At 42.2% G+C, this 19,025-nt stretch carries 15 protein-coding genes; 1 reads left to right on the top strand and 14 read right to left on the bottom strand.

What is annotated here, in order from left to right:
- Positions 1–122 precede the first annotated feature (122 nt).
- Entirely contained in the window at positions 123–1,145 is a 1,023-nt protein-coding gene (locus tag ACFQZX_RS07900) for a hypothetical protein (RefSeq protein ID WP_377113456.1), read from the bottom strand.
- 8 nt (positions 1,146–1,153) lie between these two features.
- Positions 1,154–2,869 (bottom strand): ArnT family glycosyltransferase, encoded by a 1,716-nt coding sequence (locus ACFQZX_RS07895; RefSeq protein ID WP_377113454.1) that lies wholly within the window; start codon positions 2,867–2,869, stop codon positions 1,154–1,156.
- Between the two features lie 98 nt (positions 2,870–2,967).
- Between ACFQZX_RS07895 and ACFQZX_RS07890 the strand changes: the two genes are divergently transcribed.
- Positions 2,968–3,426, top strand: a complete 459-nt coding sequence (locus tag ACFQZX_RS07890; RefSeq protein ID WP_377113451.1) for a DinB family protein — start codon at positions 2,968–2,970, stop codon at positions 3,424–3,426.
- 476 nt (positions 3,427–3,902) lie between these two features.
- Here ACFQZX_RS07890 and odhB read toward each other — a convergent pair whose 3' ends face one another.
- The 12 genes from odhB to ACFQZX_RS07830 all read right to left on the bottom strand — a co-directional run bounded on the left by odhB (position 3,903) and on the right by ACFQZX_RS07830 (position 18,935).
- A complete protein-coding gene (gene odhB / locus ACFQZX_RS07885) occupies positions 3,903–5,501 on the bottom strand; it encodes a 2-oxoglutarate dehydrogenase complex dihydrolipoyllysine-residue succinyltransferase (RefSeq protein ID WP_377113448.1) in 1,599 nt (532 codons plus the stop codon).
- A gap of 89 nt (positions 5,502–5,590) precedes the next feature.
- Entirely contained in the window at positions 5,591–8,398 is a 2,808-nt protein-coding gene (locus ACFQZX_RS07880; RefSeq protein WP_377113445.1) for a 2-oxoglutarate dehydrogenase E1 component, read from the bottom strand.
- A 170-nt stretch (positions 8,399–8,568) separates the two neighbouring features.
- Complete coding sequence (locus ACFQZX_RS07875) at positions 8,569–9,576, bottom strand: glycosyltransferase family 4 protein (protein WP_377113443.1); 1,008 nt, start codon at positions 9,574–9,576, stop codon at positions 8,569–8,571.
- A 2-nt stretch (positions 9,577–9,578) separates the two neighbouring features.
- Positions 9,579–11,855, bottom strand: a complete 2,277-nt coding sequence (locus tag ACFQZX_RS07870; RefSeq protein ID WP_377113440.1) for a glycosyltransferase family 4 protein — start codon at positions 11,853–11,855, stop codon at positions 9,579–9,581.
- A gap of 250 nt (positions 11,856–12,105) precedes the next feature.
- Positions 12,106–13,299 carry an aspartate aminotransferase family protein gene (locus tag ACFQZX_RS07865; RefSeq protein WP_377113438.1) on the bottom strand — a complete coding sequence of 398 codons (1,194 nt, stop codon included), beginning with the start codon at positions 13,297–13,299 and terminating at the stop codon, positions 12,106–12,108.
- 141 nt (positions 13,300–13,440) lie between these two features.
- On the bottom strand, positions 13,441–13,935 hold the full coding sequence (locus tag ACFQZX_RS07860) for a hypothetical protein (RefSeq protein WP_377113436.1): 495 nt from the start codon (positions 13,933–13,935) through the stop codon (positions 13,441–13,443).
- Position 13,936: 1 nt separating this feature from the next.
- On the bottom strand, positions 13,937–14,755 hold the full coding sequence (locus ACFQZX_RS07855) for a hypothetical protein (RefSeq protein ID WP_377113434.1): 819 nt from the start codon (positions 14,753–14,755) through the stop codon (positions 13,937–13,939).
- A gap of 51 nt (positions 14,756–14,806) precedes the next feature.
- Complete coding sequence (locus ACFQZX_RS07850) at positions 14,807–15,361, bottom strand: RNA polymerase sigma factor (RefSeq protein ID WP_377113431.1); 555 nt, start codon at positions 15,359–15,361, stop codon at positions 14,807–14,809.
- A gap of 64 nt (positions 15,362–15,425) precedes the next feature.
- The gene (bcp, locus tag ACFQZX_RS07845; protein WP_377113429.1) at positions 15,426–15,890 is read right to left on the bottom strand and encodes a thioredoxin-dependent thiol peroxidase; all 465 of its coding nucleotides are present in this window, start codon (positions 15,888–15,890) and stop codon (positions 15,426–15,428) included.
- Positions 15,891–15,895: 5 nt separating this feature from the next.
- Positions 15,896–17,698, bottom strand: a complete 1,803-nt coding sequence (locus tag ACFQZX_RS07840) for a M23 family metallopeptidase (RefSeq protein WP_377113426.1) — start codon at positions 17,696–17,698, stop codon at positions 15,896–15,898.
- A gap of 40 nt (positions 17,699–17,738) precedes the next feature.
- A complete protein-coding gene (locus ACFQZX_RS07835) occupies positions 17,739–18,350 on the bottom strand; it encodes a fumarylacetoacetate hydrolase family protein (RefSeq protein WP_377113424.1) in 612 nt (203 codons plus the stop codon).
- Between the two features lie 78 nt (positions 18,351–18,428).
- Positions 18,429–18,935 (bottom strand): T9SS type A sorting domain-containing protein, encoded by a 507-nt coding sequence (locus ACFQZX_RS07830; RefSeq protein WP_377113422.1) that lies wholly within the window; start codon positions 18,933–18,935, stop codon positions 18,429–18,431.
- Between the last annotated feature and the right edge of the window lie 90 nt (positions 18,936–19,025).

Raw genomic sequence — 19,025 nt, 5'->3', positions numbered from 1 at the left:
CATCCCGAAAAGAATAAAGCAAGCTGACACGGTCCAGCCTTACTGTTAACTAACCCAATCCAAACAAAAAGAGGCCACCTCATAATGACTTATGAGACGGCCTCTCTTTATAATAAATTGTTTTAATCCTTAAACCGGACAAGGTTCTTTCTGCCAATATCATACACCAGCCTGAAGGCTTCCTGGTTACTGCTTTTACCCGGTGTTTGATGGAAGCTTAGTACGAACTGACCGCGCAGGCCTTTTGCAATAAAAGGCGTGTAAATAATATCAAGGCGGTTGTAGGTTTTATACTGGTAATAAGCATCTCCATAAATAATGTGGTGGCCATCGCCTTTGTAAAATTCATCAAACAAGGCAAATCGTTTATAGCTTAAGTAAGCGTTTGCTACAAAACCAGCCGGCTTTTTAAAGCCATCCACTCCCCTCACACGCTCAAATGACATCATGCCGCCTGCTTCAACATTCAGCGAATCGAAAACGGTTTTATGGCTAAAATTCGCGCCAAGTTTAATCTGAGCAGCCCCATTGTCAGTTATATGATCGTCCGGGACCAGTACAGCCGCCCCTGCATCATGAAGCATGAAGGCATAATGTGCCAAATATAATGGCCCGTTTGACCAAGGTTGATATTTACCGGAAAAGCCAAACAGGAATTGCTCCCTGTCGGTAGCCGTTTGGCGGCTTAGCCAGTCTATCCAAACCGTTTCGGTTACCTTACTGCTTTTAAATCGTGTCAGTAAACCCTCTACGTTGGGGCGGTAATACCTTAGAGTATCGTTGAGCATAGCTCGCGGATAATCGGTTAATAGCCCTTCCCGCGAAAAAGCGCCCGCGTTGAACAGCCATTGCTTGCCGGTAAAGCTGTAATAAATTACCGGATCAACCTTAACAAAGAAAGGCTTTCCCCCAAACTCATGCAGCATATTAGCCCCTGCCACAAAATGGTTATTGCTATCGATGTTAAAACCTACATCCACTGTTGTACGGATACCCGAGTAGGTACGCGAACGGGCTGTAAATTCTTTGTACTCGCGGTTATCAAAAAAACCCATACCGTTGACGTGCAGATCAACATTCTGAGCTTTTACCATAACCACGCTAAGCGATAAAACTAATATACTTAAGTATAATTTTTTGATCATGTAATTTATTATTCAACTATCAATTTTATAAAGTGGCTGTTACGGCTGCCGTTGAAAGGATGCGTACGGATAGAGAAAAACAAGTCATACGTCCCCTTTTTAAAAGGCGCCTTAGCCGTAACTTTAAAATGAGTACTACCGCCGCTTTTCAGCACAATATTATTAAATGAGTTATCTGTGGCTTGTATATCAACAGCATCCCTGCGCTCAAAAAAACAGGTCTCAAGCACAACCGCATGCTTTACATTCTGGTTGGTAAAATTAACGGTATAAGGGTAAGGATTAGTTATCAGCAAGTCAAATTGCAAAGTTTGCTCGGGTTTAGCTGTGACCTGCTTTATCCCCGCATCTATCTTTATTTTTTGATAAGTACGGAAATCCTCGATCCAGCCACCATACCAGGTACCTGCGGTGCAGGTAATGGTATCCGTGGTGAAATTGGTGTTCCACACACCCGATAACAGATATACGCGTTTATGCTGCATCCGTTCTTCTAAGGGCAACAGATCAAATTGCGTAAGGCGATAATCACGCGCATCGTAGCTGAAGCCCTTGGTAGTGTTATTATAAAAATCGTATTTACTCGGGTTCTGAAAACCTTCGCTCATTACCACATAGCTATTGCCTGCTTTTTGTTTGACCAGGTGCGCCCATTCCTTAAACCCAAAGTAGCTTTTTATCTGTTCAAACTTTTTTATCGGCTCAAAACCTATCATCACCGCAAAACGTACCAGCAGAATAAAACCTACGTTAACGATGGCTAATACCTTCAGCCACTTAAAGTTTTTGTGAGATGTATTGATATAAATGAGCGATAGTAACAGCAGCGGAACATATCCTATAAGCGGCCAGTGTGCCTCTACCTTTCCCTTTAGTGTATTTAATAAGAAGAAAAGAAATATCCCGGCAGCGTTTACTACCAGTGTACGTTTAAAGCTATCGGTTATGCGGTTTTTAAAGGCGGAATAAAAAATAAACCACCCCATGAAAGGGCCACTCATGGCTAACTGCAGCAGCGGATAATCTGTTGTATAATGCAGCTTATATCTTGCGGCAGACCGGTCGAAAAGATGGAAATTTAACGATGGATAACCATTACTGACTTGCCACCATATATGTGGTATAAACAATATCAGCGAAAGTATAGCAATCAACCAGAAGCTTTTACGCTTAAACAAAGCTGGGTTTGCCAGTACGGTAAAGATCACCAGTAAAAGCCCATGATATTTGCTGTACAATAAACAAGCGATGATGATAGCCAGCAAAAAAGCCAGCTTAATGCCATCGGCTTCAAGATACTGCTTAACTATGTAATAAAACAGTATAGTAAAAAACAGCAGCGGTACATCAGGCGTCGAGGTAAACCCGTAAATATGTAAGATAAATAAACAGGAGGTTATCAGTATAAACCATATTGGCTTTATTGCGTACTGCCGTGCTATCAGCCACAAAATATAAAGCCCTGCGCTGCTGCAAATGATAGTTAGCAGCCGGGCGCCAAACTCATTTTGGAAAAGTGCATAACCGGCTTTTATAAAAAGCGCGGCCATAGGCGGGTGATCAAAGTAACCCCAATCTAAAAAGCGCGAGTATAGCCAGTAGTATGCCTCGTCGGCATGTATTTCAAGCGTGCATGCCTGCAAAATGTTTAATAATGTCCAGCAGGCGATGAAATACCAAATGGGTTTATTATTATATGCCGGTTGATTTTTAACGCCTGTCATCTACTCAAATAAGTGCAGCAAAGGTAAAACAAATGCACTAAGCGCAATAACGTTAATTATGCAGATTATTATACTTTTGCCGCTAAGACAAATAGATTATGCTCGAAAAACAACTGGATATCATCAGGCACCCTCGTAAAACAATTATTGAAACCTTAAACGCGTTTACACTTGATCAGCTTAATCAAATACCGGCTGGTTATAACAACAACATCATCTGGAACCTTGGCCACATGATAGCTGCACAGCAAGGCGTTTGCTATAAACGCGCCGGACTGGACACTTGGGTAGATGATGCCTTTTTCCAGCGATACAAACCGGATAGCAAGCCTGAAGGTCCTGTAACCGAACAGAAATTTGAACAGATCAAGACCTTGATGGTGACCAGTATAAACCAATTAGAGCAAGATTACAAAGCAGGCATTTTTACCAACTACCCCACCTGGACCACCCGCTATGGCGTATCAATCAGTAATATTGATGAAGCCATAGCTTTCTTGCCTTTTCATGAGGGTTTGCATATAGGGTATATAATGGCGATGAGGAAGTTGGTGTAACTATTACGAAGAGGCGATCTCAGCACTTCGGCTTGTCCTCTGAAATTGCTTCACTATTGTTTGCAATGACATGCTTGTTCATTCTTTGTTAGGAATGGGTTTGCTTTGTTGATTGTCAGTGGATGTCACTTTCTTTTTCCGCAAAAAAAAGTAACCAAAGAACCGAGCGTTAGCGAGCTCATTAATACCATTAGGAAACAACTACATGTTAATAAAACTCGCGGCTACGCCAGCTTGCTATGAAAGTCAATGGTATTGCAACGCCTTTGCTACCCGCAATCTGACAATGCCGCATGCTAAGAAGGTGGCGTTGGGTTTGTCAGATTCTTTAACCTGTCCGTCATTGCGAGGAACGAAGCAATCTCACTGGGAAAGCGACCTCACTAAGATCATTTCTCTACCGTTCCCAGTGAAAAAATCTATAAACAGTAAAGCCCCGACAAGTCGGGGCTTTACTGTTTAATATGTATAAAATCTTAAACTCCTAAAAGTAACCTTGCAGGGTCTTCCAGCAGTTGTTTAACACGTACCAGGAAGCTTACTGATTCGCGGCCGTCAATGATACGGTGATCGTAAGATAATGCCAGGTACATCATCGGACGGATTACCACCTGGCCGTTTACCGCTACCGGGCGCTCAACAATGTTGTGCATACCCAAAATAGCTGATTGCGGCGCGTTGATGATCGGCGTAGACATCATTGAGCCGAACACGCCCCCATTAGTGATGGTAAATGTACCGCCGGTCATTTCATCGATGGTCAGTTTGTTTTCGCGGGCTTTGCCGGCCAGCACCACGATAGCCTTTTCAATTTCGGCAAGGCTCATGCTTTCGGCATTGCGGATAACAGGAACCACCAGACCTTTAGGGGCCGATACCGCGATTGATATATCAGCAAAGTTGCTGTACACCACTTCTTCACCTTCTATACGCGCACCTACCGCAGGCCACTCTTTAAGGGCTTCGGTAACCGCTTTGGTAAAGAACGACATAAAGCCAAGTCCAACGCCGTGTTTCTCTTTAAATTTATCTTTGTATTTGCCGCGCAGTTCCATTATCGGCGACATATCCACTTCGTTAAAGGTGGTCAGCATCGCTGTTTCATTTTTAACGGCCACTAAGCGTTTAGCAACTGTTTTGCGCAATGACGACATCTTCTCGCGGCGGTCACTTCGCGGGCCTTGCGGCGTAGGAGTAGCAGGAGCAGGAGCAGCCGGTTTTTGTCCTTCTGCTTTTGGCTTTTGAGCAGCGGCCTGTGCGTTAAGCGCATCACCTTTGGTAATGCGGCCGTCAACACCTGTTCCATTTACTGCATTAGGATCAACGCCTTTTTCGGCTAATATTTTCGCGGCAGCAGGAGATGGTGTGCCCGATGCATAAGTAGTTCCTTTAGATGGTGAAGTCTGCGGCGACTCATTAACCTGGTCGGCCATGCTTGGCGTAACCTGGGTAGGAGTTGCAGATGAAGCTGCTGATGCGCCGCCTTCAATTTTACAAACCACAGCGCCAATAGGCAAGGTATCACCTTCGTTTGCCAGTGTTTTTAATGTTCCGGCTTTCTCGGCAGTTAATTCAAAAGTTGCTTTATCAGATTCCAGTTCGGCAATAGCCTCGTCCATTTCTACCGCTTCGCCATCTTTTTTGATCCAGCGGGAAAGGGTTACCTCCGTAATAGATTCGCCTACAGGTGGCACTTTTATTTCAATAGCATCGCCGCCACCTTGCGCAGGTGCAGGCGCGTAGCCGTTAGCGGGTACTTCAGGGCTTTCGGCTTTGGCCGGCTCGTTACCTGCCGAAGCAGATGCAGACGCGGCAGGCGCTTTCTCTTCTGATGATGCCCCTCCTTCTTCGATAGTTGCTACTACAGCGCCAATGGCTAAAGTATCGCCTTCTGCAGCGGCGGTTTTTAAAGTTCCTGCTTTTTCGGCAGTAAGCTCAAATGTTGCCTTATCAGATTCCAACTCGGCAATCACTTCGTCCATTTCTACATGGTCGCCATCCTTTTTTTTCCAGGATGCCAGAGTTACTTCTGTAATTGATTCGCCTACCGGCGGAACTTTTATTTCTAAACTCATATTTTAAGTAAGTTGTAAGTTTTTATAGTGAGTTGTTAGTGGTAAATAGTCAGTATACCCCCCTATTCACCAATCCCTAATCTCCAGCGTTAATCCGCACCGGCATCAGCCATTTTAGCAGTGGTTTTTTTTACCGTTTCTTTAACCTTTTTACCTGCAGGTGCTTCAAAAGCTTTTGATATAATATGCAGTTGTTGTGCAGCATGCTGCTTGGCATAACCTGTTGCGGTACTGCTACCTTCTAAACGGGAAATTACTTTGATACTCAGGTATTTCTCATCATGGAATTTGCGGCAAATGTACGGCCACGCACCCATATTTTCGGGTTCTTCCTGTACCCAGTAAAACTCTGTCGCTTTCTCGTATCTGAGTTTAACTTTTAGTATCTGCTGTACCGGGGTTGGGTAAAGCTGTTCTATACGCACTATAGCAACATCTTTACGTTTATCTGCCTGTTGTTTTTCCAGCAGATCGTAATATATTTTTCCGGTGCAAAGTAAAACACGTTTTACTTTTTTCGGATCAGCATAGTTATCATCAATCAACTCGTGGAACTTACCATTTGTAAATTCTTCAAGCGGCGACATGCAGTTAGGGCTACGCAATAAACTCTTTGGCGTAAAAATAATCAGAGGTTTACGGAAACTGCGGTGCATCTGCCTTCTTAAAATATGGAAGAAGTTTGCAGGAGTTGTACAGTTAGCAATCTGTATGTTATCGTCGGCGCAAAGCTCTAAAAACCTTTCAACACGTGCCGATGAGTGCTCAGGCCCCTGCCCCTCGTAGCCGTGCGGCAGCAGCATTACCAAACCATTGCCACGCTGCCATTTGGTTTCGGCACTGGCAATATATTGATCAACTATAATTTGCGCGCCATTAAAAAAGTCACCAAACTGCGCTTCCCAAATGGTTAAGGCATTGGGGTTAGCCAAAGCGTAACCATATTCAAAGCCTAAAACGCCATACTCGGAAAGTAAAGAGTTGTATATACTTAATTTTGCCTTAGTGTCAATAGTTTCAAGAGGGGTATATTCCTCCTCAGAATCAACCAGGGTTAGTACCGCATGGCGATGCGAGAATGTACCGCGTTTTACGTCCTCACCGCTCAGCCTTACCGGGAAACCATCTTTAAGCAAAGTGCCGTAAGCTAATTGTTCGCCCATTGCCCAGTCAAAAACCTTGGTATTGTTAACCATAGCTTTACGGTCCTCAAAAAGTTTTTCAATCTTTTTAAAGAAAGCCTTTTCCTTAGGCAGGGTAGTAATTGCGTTACCTATCTCATTGATAACTTCTTCGCTTACTGATGTATCTGGCGTGCTGATGAATTCGCTGTGATTTGCCAGGTGTAAACCCTTCCAGGCGCCTTCAAACATCGGGATGGTATCGGTAAACCTGTCAGAAGCTTTAGCTTCATCCAGCATTTTCTGCAGTTCGGCACGGAAATCTTTTTCCAATGCTTTAACATATTGCTCGTCAACAGTACCCTCCGCTATAAGCTTCTTACTGTATATCTGCAGCGGGTTAGGATGGCCCTCAATTGCTTTATATAGTAAAGGCTGAGTAAACTTAGGTTCATCAGCTTCATTATGGCCATAACGGCGATAGCAAAGTATATCTATAAATACATCCTCGTTAAACACCTGGCGATATTCCATTGCAAAGTTAATTACGTATACCAGGGCCTCAACATCATCACCGTTAACATGAAAAACGGGAGATAGAACGGTTTTAGCCACATCTGTACAGTAAGTGCTTGAACGTGCGTCTTTATAATTTGTGGTAAAACCTATCTGGTTGTTAATTACCAGGTGTATGGTACCGCCGGTACTGTAACCGTCCAGCTTTTCCATTTGTAATACCTCGTACACTATGCCCTGGCCTGCAATCGAAGCATCGCCATGTATCAGTATAGGTGCTATCTTAGAGTGATCGCCCTTGTATTTAAAATCAATTTTCGAGCGGGTTATACCTTCAACTACGGGGTCTACCGCCTCGAGGTGCGAAGGGTTAGGGCAAAGGCTAAGGTGAACCTTTTTGCCTTGTTTGGTTTCAATATCTGTAGAGTAACCCAGGTGATATTTTACGTCGCCGCCAAACGGTGATGATGAATCATAAGTTTTACCTTCAAATTCAGAGAACACCTCTTTATAGGTTTTCTCCATGATATTGGTAAGTACATTTAAACGGCCGCGATGGGCCATACCAATAGTAAACTCTTCTATACCCAGTTCAGATCCTTTTTTTATAACCGAATCAAGGGCTGGTATAAGCGCTTCCGCACCCTCGAGCGAAAACCGTTTCTGGCCTAAAAATTTGGTACCTAAAAAGTTTTCAAAAGCAACAGCCTCATTCAGTTTTGCCAGCATAAGTTTTTTCTCGTTGGCGTTGAATTGAGGGGTATTCCTATTTTTCTCCATCCGGTCCTCAAACCATTTTATTTTTATGGGATTGCGGATATAACGATACTCGGCACCTATTGCCTGGCAATAAGTATCTTCTAATAACTGCCGGATATCCTTAAGCTTTGCAGGGCCAAGGCCAACTTCAACACCTGCGTTAAAAACGGTATCCAAGTCAGCATTGCTTAAACCAAAAGTTTCAAGCTCTTTACCCGGATAATATTTGCGGCGCTCGCGAACGGGGTTGGTTTTAGTAAACAAATGGCCACGTGTGCGGTAGCCATTTATCATATTCATTACGTTAATTTCTTTTAAAAAGTGCTCGGGAGTGGCGGTAGCGGTACCGGCATCAGGAGCTGCATTATCCTGCCCAAACTGAAAACCTTCAAAAAACTTTTGCCAGCCGTAATCTACCGATTCCGGGTCTTGTTGATAAGCTTCGTATAATGAGTTTATGTAGGCAGCGTTTCCGCTATTTATATAATTGAGGCGATCCATGAGAATACCAATGTTGTAAACGGTGCAAAACTAAGCATAATAGTACAATATGCCGAATATATATCTTATAACTTTTTACTTATTGCTTAGGTTTGATAAAAGATCAGATTGATGGTTTAGTTTAACCAAGAATAATTTACCTGGGCAATAATTATTAGTGATATAACACGCTATACATTTAATATTCGCCTGTACAGTTCAAAATAATCCGCCACCATTTTTTCTTTAGAAAACCTGGAAGATGCCCAATTGGTACAGTACTGCCTGTCGATGCTGCTCAGTTGACCTATGGTTTCAACGGCCTCTTCAACATCATTCACCAGAAAACCCGTCTTTTCATGCTGTATCAACTCCGGCATAGATCCTTTGTTAAAAGCAATAACCGGTGTACCGCATAACATAGATTCGGCTACACTCATGCCAAATGGTTCGGCAAAATTGATGGGATGCAGCAAAGCGGCTGCATTGCCCAAAAGCTCGTTGCGCTTGTCAGGCCCGGCAGCACCTACATAAATTATCTGCTCGTTAAGGTGCGGCTCAACCTTTTCTTTCCAGTAATTCTGATCTTGTATAATACCTGCAATAAGCAGTTTTTTATTCGCTTTTTTGGCAATCTCAATAGCTTCTGCCGCTCCCTTATCATGATGTATCCGGCCGAAGTAAAGCAGGTAGTCCTGCGGATGAGCGTTGAATTTGAAATCGGCAGTATCCAGCCCGTTATAAACAGTGGCCAAGTATTCAAGTTCGGCACTTCGGTCGGCATTACTTATCGATACGTAATGGCCGCGCGTGTTATACTTTTTGTAAACAGGTATAATTTTAGGAGATGAGAAGCCATGTATAGTAGTAATTACCGGCGTATTGATCAGCCCGGAGTAAGTGAGCGGCAAAAAATCGAAATTATTATGAATAATATCAAACTCATGCGCTTTCTCCATCAGGTTACTGATGTGCAGGCACTCCAAAACTTTTGCATCCTGTGTGCGGTCTTCTTCATATCCCTGCTCACAAATAGCATCAAGCTTACCGGCGGTTATAGAATCTCCGGTGGCAAACAAAGTAACATCTACCCCCAGTTTAATCAAACCTTCGGCAATGTTAGAGGCTACCTGTTCCCACGGCCCGTAGTGCCTGGGCGGTGTGCGCCAGGCAACGGGGGCTAATATAGCAGCCTTCATGGTTAGCAGATCTTTACCTTCTGGTTTATTTTATTATACTCGTATTCAAGTTCGAAGGCTTTAAGCACAGTTAAGTGAGATATTAAGTAAGCTAATGTACTTTCTGCGCCCTGGTTACGGTTAATGCCTGTGGGCAATAAACCATCGCAGCAGCCTTTGGTTTCATGATCATATAGCGGTGCACGCAAGGTATTTTCTCCGAGGAACCATTTATAGCTCAGGAACATTTTTTCTATATACTCTGGTTTGCGGAATATCTGGTAAGCCTGGAAGTGCATCAATACCATCGCCATTGTTTCAATAGCCTGCTGATCAAACGTTGGGAAGGTACCACCACGGTAATACCAGCCATCATTACCTACAGGGCTCAGGTATCCGTTAGACAAGGTTAGTTTATCCAGGAAAGCCATTGTTTTAAGCGCAACCTTTTTTGCTTTTTGGTTGCCTGTAATCTCGCAAGAGTGTAATAAGGCAAGCGGCAGTATAGCGTTATCATAGGTCATGCCCTCTTCAAACCATTCCCAATCATCAGAGCGGGTGTTCTCGTAAGCGTCTATCAGTGGCTGTGTAAGGCGCACCAATTCGGCAAGCATACCTTCATCTGTTGGGTAAACCTGAAGGTAAAGCGAGATACCAATGATGGTATTGGCCATTCCTCTCAGGTATCTGAGATTTTGAAAGTGCGGATATGATTTATGGAATATCTCCATTGCAAACTCGCGGTATGAGTTACTTGCAGCGCAACTGATCAGATGCCCTAAAGCCCATATTGTACGCCCAAATGAATCTTCAGAACCAACTTCATCCAGGTAACGGCGATCAAAACTCAGGAAATTACGGAAGTTACCATCATCGGTTTGCATATAATGTATATAGCTTAGATAGATAGGTAATAACCTAAAGGCATCATTACTTTTGTTACGCTGGTAGGCCATCAGGGCCATGATCAGCGCACGGGAGTTATCATCAAGGCAGTACCCTTCTTTAAGGTTGGGAATGCCGTATTTGGCGTGCTGCACAATACCGGTATCATCGGTTAAACGCAGCACATGTGAAAGACTGAATTTTGGTAATATCTCCGGGTCAACAATGCTGTTCTTTAATATTTTGTCGCTAAAGTCGTGCCTTGCCGATGACTCCTGGGCTACTTTAATATATTCTGCTCCTATTACCGGCCAGCGCAAATGCAAGCCATATTCGTAAGCGTTTTGTTTAAGTTCTTTTAGCGCTGCGTTGTTAGACAGCAATTCGTTAACTGTAGCGGCCAGTTCATCAGCATCTTTAAAATCAAACAATCTGCCGCGCTCATCAGCCAATAGTTCGGTAGCATGCCAGTACGGTGTTGAAACTACAGCTGCGCCCGCACCTACCGCGTAAGATAAGGTACCGCTGGTTATTTGCGCTTCGTTAAGATAAGGTGTAACATAAACCTCACATGCTGATAAATAATTGATCAATTCATCCTCGGCAACAAACTTATTGATAAATGCAAGATGATCAGAAACCTTTAATTGTGCCGCCAGGTTTTTTAAATGATCACGATACTCTTCGCCTGAGTTTTTAAGCACACCCGGGTGCGTATTGCCTAACACCACGTACATTACATCCGGATGTTTTTCAACTATTTTAGGCAGTGCCTTTACTACGGTTTCCAAGCCTTTGTTACGGCTTATTAAACCAAAAGTGAGCATAACCCTGCGGTTTTTAAACTGACTTAAATTTTTAACCGGGTTAATTTGCGGTGCTTCCAGATCTGGCACACCATGCTCAATGATCTGTATTTTTTCTGCAGGGATATCGTAAATAGTAGTTAAAAATTCAACAGCCCGTTTGCTCATTACTATAATTTTGGAAGACTGCTCGGCAATCTCCCTGATCACTATACGCTGTACATAGCTTGGGTCTTTAAGTACAGTGTGTAATATAGATATCAACGGTTTTTCCAGACGGTTAATTAGCGGCAATACATAAATGCCGCTTTCGCCCCCATAAATACCAAACTCATGCTCAAGTATACAAGCGTCAACATCGCTTGTATTAATAAAAGATGCAGCACGTATATAATCCTTCTGATGATTTTGCCTTACCACAAACTTTACATGTGCAGGATATTCATACTCCTGCAGGTTCTCAGAATCATTCAGTGCAACTACAAATCCACCTTCAAGCTCGGTTTTCCGGTCTGGAAAATTAGCATTAATGGCATTCATTAAATTGTGGTTAAAGGTAGCGATACCGCACTCGCGCGGAGGATAGGTTGATATATATGCAATTTTCATAGTGTGAAATGTCCTGTTAGTTTCTTTTATAAGTACAGGAGAACGATTTTGAATACACTCCCTGACCCGAAAACTATCCACTTTAGCGTACACCACTTAGCTATAAACTCTATAAAGCCAATAAATTTACCGGGCAGGTACGTATATGCACAAACTATACCATAAATGGCGCTTAATAGCCCTGCAAGCAAGTTTTTACAAAGAAAGTATGCTTTTAAATGTATGCAGTTTCTGATGTAAATATAAACACTTATATTCCTGCATGTTGTGAGATCGCACACATAATTACATCGCACGCATCATTAAGCTGCTTATAAGAAATTATTAAAGGGGGGGCTAACCGCATCGAATTGCTGCAATGTAAAAACCAGTCGGTAATTACACCATTTTCAATACAGGTATCAATTATTTTTTTGTTCAGCTCAAAACTTTCAAACTCAACAGCCAGCATAAGGCCTTTTCCCCTGATTTGTTTGATGGATGGATGAATAAGCTTTTCCCTGATGATGGCTTCCTTTTGTGCTACGTTGTCAATTAATCTATCTTCCAGCAATACTTCTAATGCTGCAAGGCCGGCTGCACAGCATACCGGGTGGCCCCCAAAAGTAGTAATGTGCCCAAGTATGGGATTTTCTTTTAAAGCCGACATAATTTTTACTGATGCAATAAAGGCTCCTATGGGCATACCACCGCCAAGCGCCTTGGCAAGCAGTAATATATCAGGCACTATGTTGTAATGATCAAAGGCAAACAGTTTGCCTGACCGCCCGAATGCCGCCTGTATTTCGTCTAAAATAAGCAGGGTACCAGTTTCATCGCAACGGCTGCGTAAAGCTTGCATATACCCATAATCGGGCACACGTATACCCGCCTCGCCTTGTATAGTCTCTAAAATAACGCAAGCTGTTTGTTCTGTAATCAGTTCGAGTCCGCCAGCATCATTCAGTTCAATAAAATTTACACCGGGCAGCAAAGGCCTGTAGGCTTGCTTATACTCCTCGTTACCCATAACGCTTAGCGCCCCATGGGTACTACCATGATAAGAGCTTTTAAAGGCGATTACATTGCCCCTGCCAGTATAACGCTTTGCAAGCTTTATAGCCCCCTCAACAGCTTCAGCTCCGGAGTTAGTAAAGTAAACAGAACTTAAATTGGGGGGTAAAACGCCTGTCAGCTTTTCGGCAAAACGCACCTGCGGAGTTTGTACATACTCGCCATACACCATCAGGTGCATATATTTTTCAGCCTGATCTTTAACAGCCTGCACAACCTTTGGGTGGCCATGCCCTAAATTGCTTACCCCAATACCTGATATCAGATCAATATATGCTTTACCACTTTCTTCATAAATATAAGCCCCTTCAGCCCTGTCAAACTCCAGCAAAAGCGGAAAATGAGTAGTTTGTGCGTTGTTGTTTAAAAAAAGTTGGCGAAGGGTAAGCATGAGGGTTTTTGAAGGATTGAATGAGTAAAGGATTGAATTACTGAATACTGCAAAAATGGTATTTAATTCTATAATTCAGTAATTCGACAATTAATGAATCAGTATTAAATTAACTCATTAATTCAATCCTTCAATACTTAATTAATTCCCCGCCCTTACGCTGCGTTCGCTTAGTTGCTTGATGAGTTCATGATTAAACTCACTTTCGCTTTTATAAAGCTCGCTTACTTTTTCGGGAGATAGTATTTTCAGGAACTCATCACGATACTTTTTCCGGATCTCTACCAATTGCCTGTCGTATTCAATTTCTTTATCAATCTGCTCGGTACCATTTGTAGAGGCGCTTGAATTATTAAGGCGTTTAAGTATTTTCACTGCTGTAAGCTCTTCCTGATACCTGTTATAAACAGGCCAAAATTTACGTGATTCATCATCAGTTAAAGATAATTGCTGACTGATAAAACGGTTACGTGCCGCAACCAGCTTTTTTTGAACTTTAACGCGCCTTGCCCGGGCCTCTGGTGTTAACTGGCTTTTGGTTGTGCTACGAAAGTTACTTACCTGCGCAAAGCTTTCATAGCCGGTTGTAGCCAGCACAGTAAATAATAAAAATATATATTTTAACAGTTTGCTCATTTTAATTTATATCAATATAGTCATCCAGATCTTCTGTAAGGGCGTCTGTATTGATCTCCTGTCCATTTTCCATTAATTCGCGGTTATCAGTAGCATCTAAGTGCAGGTCAAGATAATCTTTTATCTCGTCTGTTGGTATCTGTGATAACTGCGTATGTAATAAGGTTTGCGAATGCGTTACCGGCTTTTGTGACGGCATTAAAAAGGCTCCTGCACCTATTATTAAAGCCAAACATGCGGCAGTAGCGTATTTAAATGTATTTGATGCCCAAAGTTTACGTACAATCGTTTTACGTATTACATCCTGGCGGGCAACGGTTTTGTTGAGGATGTTTTTATTTAACTGTTCAAAGTAATTCTCTGGCACCGCAAAAGCAGGCTTTTTCTGCAAAATCTCTTCTACGGCAATGCGGCTGTTTATCTGCTGTTGCAGGTTATCAAAATACGCTTCGGGCACCGCAAAGCCTGTTTCGGCATTATTGATAGCAGCTTCAATGTTAATGCGGCTTTGGATATTTTCACTAAGTTGATCAAAATACCCCGGCGGCACTGTAAAACCAGGTTCATCGGCTGCCGCAATCGCCTCAATGTTTATCCTGCTCTGAATATCAGCGCTTAAGTTTTCAAAATAGCCTTCAGGCACGGCAAAACCTTGTCCCGTGTCATCCTGCTTTAAACCCTCGATATTTACTGCGGACAGTATGCGCTGACCGGCCTCTTCAAAATAGCCGGATGGCACCGTAAACGGGTTTTCTTTTGAAAACCGTTTAAGTGACATTTCATCGTCCGTCCATTCTTTATTCTCCATATCGCTTTTCATACACTCGTATAGATGAATAATATTTCAAAAGGTTTAATGCTAATTTAAAAATTAATCATTTGATAGTATAAAGCTCTCTATCTTTTTCACAGCAAGATGATAAGATGCTTTTAAAGCACCTACGCTGGTGCCCAATACCTCGCTCATATCCTCGTACTTCATGTCGTCAAAATACTTCATGTTAAACACAAGGCGCTGTTTATCTGGCAGGGTCAGTATGGCCTGCTGTAATTTCATTTGTATCCTGTCTCCGCTAAACTGGTCAGATCCTGATAAGGTATCAGCCAGTTCATAGTCCACATCATCCAGCGAAACGTTGTTCTTTTGCTTCTTTTTATTCAGAAAAGTGATGCATTCGTTGGTTGCAATGCGGTACATCCAGGTATAAAGCTGTGCATCATTACGAAAGCCAGGCAGGTTTTTCCATATTTTTACAAACACATCCTGCGTAATATCATCTGCATCGTCATGATCAATTACCATGCGGCGCACATGCCAGTATATTTTTTGCTGATATTTTTTAAGTAATAGGTTAAACGCCTCGTTACGGGTTTTCTCATCCCTAAACTTACTGAGTATCTCTTCGTCGTCTGCCTGTATGGCCATCTATTAAAATTTATTTCTTAAATAAATATAAAGCGTTTTTGTTTGAGATATGTTTCATCGTTGGTTAGCCCAACAAATCCAATACCTGCTGTGATGAAGCTTTAGTATCTACCTTTTCAATGATATGCTTTATCAGTCCGTCGCCGTTGATCACAAATGTGGTGCGTGCAGTACCCATGTATTTTTTGCCATACATGTTTTTTTCAACCCAAACGCCATAAGCTTCAACAATGCTATGCTCTGTATCGGCTATCAGGGTAAATGGCAGTTGATATTTGGTCTCAAATTTTTTGTGCGATTTTTCATCATCCACACTTACACCAATAACTTCGAAACCCTCACCCAATAACGACTGGTAGTTGTCGCGAAAATCGCATGACTCGGCCGTACAGCCCGGGGTATCGTCTTTTGGATAAAAATATAATATCACATTTTTACCTTTATAATCTGATAGCGAAACTGGTTCACCGTTCTGGTTATTTGCTGTAAAGTCGGGAGCTTTATCGCCCTCTTTTAAATGTGTGGCCATAGTTTTTATCGGTTAAATTCTGCCTTGAATACAGATATATTGTTTTTCATATCGGTAACCGTAAACTCAAAAGTATGTTTGCCGGGTGCTATTCTATCGTCAAAGGTATAACTTAAAATTTTAGTTTTGTAATCCCATTCAATCAGCACCCACTTACCGTCTATCTTACCCACATAACTTTTTATGCCCGAAAGATTATCGCTCATACGCAGCCTGATAGACTTTACCGATTGCAGATTGCTTCCATCTTTAATATTTAAAGGACGTATCACCGGCGGAACGGTATCTACCTTAATATAATAATCGCCAAAAGTGTGGGCAAGGCCCTTTACCCAGCCATCATCCCAGGTACTGTTTATTGCTCCGGTTGCAGCGTTTACTATCACCGCTTTTTCGGCATAAGCGCCAAGGCTTTTATCGGGCTTTATCCAAAGATCATAACTGTCATGAACAGGCGTCAGTTTGTTGTGTATATGATGCGTGGCTGAGTAAGCGCCTGGCTTTGCGGATAATACCGAATAATTAAAATCAAGATCATCATACAAGTTGCCCGGGCTGACCGTCACTTTAACCTTATCATTCTTAAACTCGCTTTTTTTATCGTAGCGAAATAAGGTACCCTGTATGGCAGAAGGCTCGTTATTAGCCGCTTTACTATTTGATTGTACCTTTAACTTCAATGTGGATGTATTGCCCGCTACATCTTTTACTACAAACTCAACATCGTGCAGGCTATCATCGTTAAACGCCATAATACCGCGGTTAACAGATTGCGGATAAAGCGTAATGCGGCTGCCGGGTAAAATAAAACATTTTTGCATCCAGCTGCGGGCAGTTACAAACGCCGGATAATCAATATAGGCGTTTATGGCATGGGTTTGATCGAACGCAAAGCGCTCAACCGAAAAAGTGTACATGGTCATGCCGTCCAGTTTCAGCTCCAATGAGTATATACCATTGCGGTTAGCAGATGCGCTGTTCCTATCGATAACTGAGATACCAAAACCGGTGTTTCCACTTAAATTTAAAATCTGGGGCTTTAGTAAGTGATAGTTACCATTAGCACCAGTTACTGCTAAAACTTCTTTTTGTGTTTTCTCGCTGAAAGGATTACCATTTAAATGATAGATGCCTATCGCCGAAATCGCAGGCGGTATATTATCTGGTATGGTTAAGCCAAACAACTGTGGATTAACGGTTTCCTGGGTTGCGGCATCCCGTAATTCAAAATGGAGGTGCGGCCCGGCAGAAGCTCCCTGGTTGCCAGATATGGCTACCAAATCTCCTTTTTTAACACGGAACATATCAGTAGGCACATCTATGTCCGCATCAAAGATCTGGTTTTTATACTGATAGTCGTGGATGTACTTATCTACTTCAGGCGTAAAATCGTCAATATGCCCATATACCGAAGTATATCCGTTAGGATGAGTGATGTATAATGCCTTGCCAAAACCGCCAAACTGTATACGCACGCGCGAGATATAACCATCTGCCACTGCATGTACCGGATAGCCTGTGCGCTGGTTTGTACGAAAATCTAATCCTGAATGAAAATGGTTTGCCCTAAGCTCACCAAATGAACCGGCTGTTGCCGGAGGTAGGTCAAGCGGGTATCTGAATACTGTATCCGGATAGGCTTTGCTTTTAATGATATCCTGGGCGTTAACAGATATAGAAGTGAGCAACGTTAATAACAAAAACAGTAATTTGTTATTTGGAACCACAGTGATAAATCTTGTTTGAGTTGAATTGCCTCTTTTGCATATAGAGCAGAATTCATCTTCGGCCCTCGTTCGGAATGACATTATATCTCGGGAAATTTTATAAGTGGAAGTAGCGATGTAACTATTTAACATAAAAATCTATAAGCTTTTCGCCCTCCAAAAATCCTTCCAATCTGTCGCCAACGGCAACTTTTCCAACTCCCTCAGGTGTGCCTGTAAAAATCAGATCACCTTTCTTTAGAGTAATATACTGAGATACGAAGGCTATGATACGTTCAAAAGAAAACAACAGATCTTTGGTATTGCCCTGCTGCCGGGTTTCGCCGTTGATGTTTAAATTGAAGTTTATATTATACAAGTCCGTAAACTGTAATTTTGGCAAAAAACTGCTTACCGGTGCAGAGTTATCAAATGCTTTAGCTAACTCCCAGGGCAAACCCTTTTCTTTATGTTTAGCCTGTATATCCCTGGCGGTAAAATCAACGCCCAGCGCAATCTCTTCAAAATAATTTGAAGCAAACTTTTCGCTGATATGCTTGCCCTCTTTACTAATCTTAAGCACAATTTCAATTTCATGGTGGATATCTTCTGAAAAATCCGGATGATAAAACGGCTTATTATCCTTAAGCAGGGCGGTATCCGGTTTCATGAATATCACCGGAGTAGTTGGTACAGGGTTATTTAATTCTTTAGCATGTTCGGCATAGTTGCGCCCAATTGCAATTATTTTCATAGTTGTGGAATATCACCAAAACTAAAAATTATATAAACCGCAGGAAAAAAAGATTGATAAAAAAGATATAGGGTATATTTACAATACCACGGATATCCGCTTGTTCACAGACTCGTTACCTACCACTATACGAACAAAGTAAAAGCCACGTGCCAGTTTATTGCTAACGTTATAGCTTACACTTTGATCGCCAAAATCTACACGTTGCGATACCAGTGTAAGTACATCATTACCTAATACATCCATAATCTTAACGTTTACGTAAGCATTGCGGGAAAGGCTGTACTTTACGTTAATAATATCGGTAACCGGGTTAGGATATACCTGTACATTGTAAAGCAGTTTATCATCAGGCCGGTTAAGGTTTAGCTTTGTGTTAGATGTAGCTGCCGGTTTTAAAGGCGGCAGGGCCAGATGTAAGCCGTTTTTAAGATAAGAGCCTTTAGCCGACTTTGCCCTCATGGCACGTATATATGACGAATCACTTTTTTGCGCGTTAACTCCCCTTGCAAGTGCAAAGTTAACTGCTATTGCAAGCACAATTACAGTAACCCAGGAATTAACATAAGTAAATTTTCGACCCATATTATTATACGTTTTGCAAAAGTATAAATAAAGTGCTCACTAAATTAAAACTAACATGATTTAAGTATTACTTTTAACAAATTTTAACAA

Source organism: Mucilaginibacter litoreus (genome assembly GCF_042676805.1).
GTDB classification, from domain to species: domain Bacteria; phylum Bacteroidota; class Bacteroidia; order Sphingobacteriales; family Sphingobacteriaceae; genus Mucilaginibacter; species Mucilaginibacter litoreus.
The sequence above is the reverse complement of the archived record's forward strand: the minus strand, read 5'-3'. Positions and strand labels throughout refer to the sequence as shown.

Bases quoted from the DNA above. Each gene is read 5' to 3' on its own strand.
- ACFQZX_RS07900 (WP_377113456.1), bottom strand. From the start codon at position 1,145: ATGATCAAAAAATTATACTTAAGTATATTAGTTTTATCGCTTAGCGTG.
- ACFQZX_RS07895 (WP_377113454.1), bottom strand. From the start codon at position 2,869: ATGACAGGCGTTAAAAATCAACCGGCATATAATAATAAACCCATTTGG.
- ACFQZX_RS07890 (WP_377113451.1), top strand. From the start codon at position 2,968: ATGCTCGAAAAACAACTGGATATCATCAGGCACCCTCGTAAAACAATT.
- odhB (WP_377113448.1), bottom strand. From the start codon at position 5,501: ATGAGTTTAGAAATAAAAGTTCCGCCGGTAGGCGAATCAATTACAGAA.
- ACFQZX_RS07880 (WP_377113445.1), bottom strand. From the start codon at position 8,398: ATGGATCGCCTCAATTATATAAATAGCGGAAACGCTGCCTACATAAAC.
- ACFQZX_RS07875 (WP_377113443.1), bottom strand. From the start codon at position 9,576: ATGAAGGCTGCTATATTAGCCCCCGTTGCCTGGCGCACACCGCCCAGG.
- ACFQZX_RS07870 (WP_377113440.1), bottom strand. From the start codon at position 11,855: ATGAAAATTGCATATATATCAACCTATCCTCCGCGCGAGTGCGGTATC.
- ACFQZX_RS07865 (WP_377113438.1), bottom strand. From the start codon at position 13,299: ATGCTTACCCTTCGCCAACTTTTTTTAAACAACAACGCACAAACTACT.
- ACFQZX_RS07860 (WP_377113436.1), bottom strand. From the start codon at position 13,935: ATGAGCAAACTGTTAAAATATATATTTTTATTATTTACTGTGCTGGCT.
- ACFQZX_RS07855 (WP_377113434.1), bottom strand. From the start codon at position 14,755: ATGAAAAGCGATATGGAGAATAAAGAATGGACGGACGATGAAATGTCA.
- ACFQZX_RS07850 (WP_377113431.1), bottom strand. From the start codon at position 15,361: ATGGCCATACAGGCAGACGACGAAGAGATACTCAGTAAGTTTAGGGAT.
- bcp (WP_377113429.1), bottom strand. From the start codon at position 15,890: ATGGCCACACATTTAAAAGAGGGCGATAAAGCTCCCGACTTTACAGCA.
- ACFQZX_RS07840 (WP_377113426.1), bottom strand. From the start codon at position 17,698: ATGTCATTCCGAACGAGGGCCGAAGATGAATTCTGCTCTATATGCAAA.
- ACFQZX_RS07835 (WP_377113424.1), bottom strand. From the start codon at position 18,350: ATGAAAATAATTGCAATTGGGCGCAACTATGCCGAACATGCTAAAGAA.
- ACFQZX_RS07830 (WP_377113422.1), bottom strand. From the start codon at position 18,935: ATGGGTCGAAAATTTACTTATGTTAATTCCTGGGTTACTGTAATTGTG.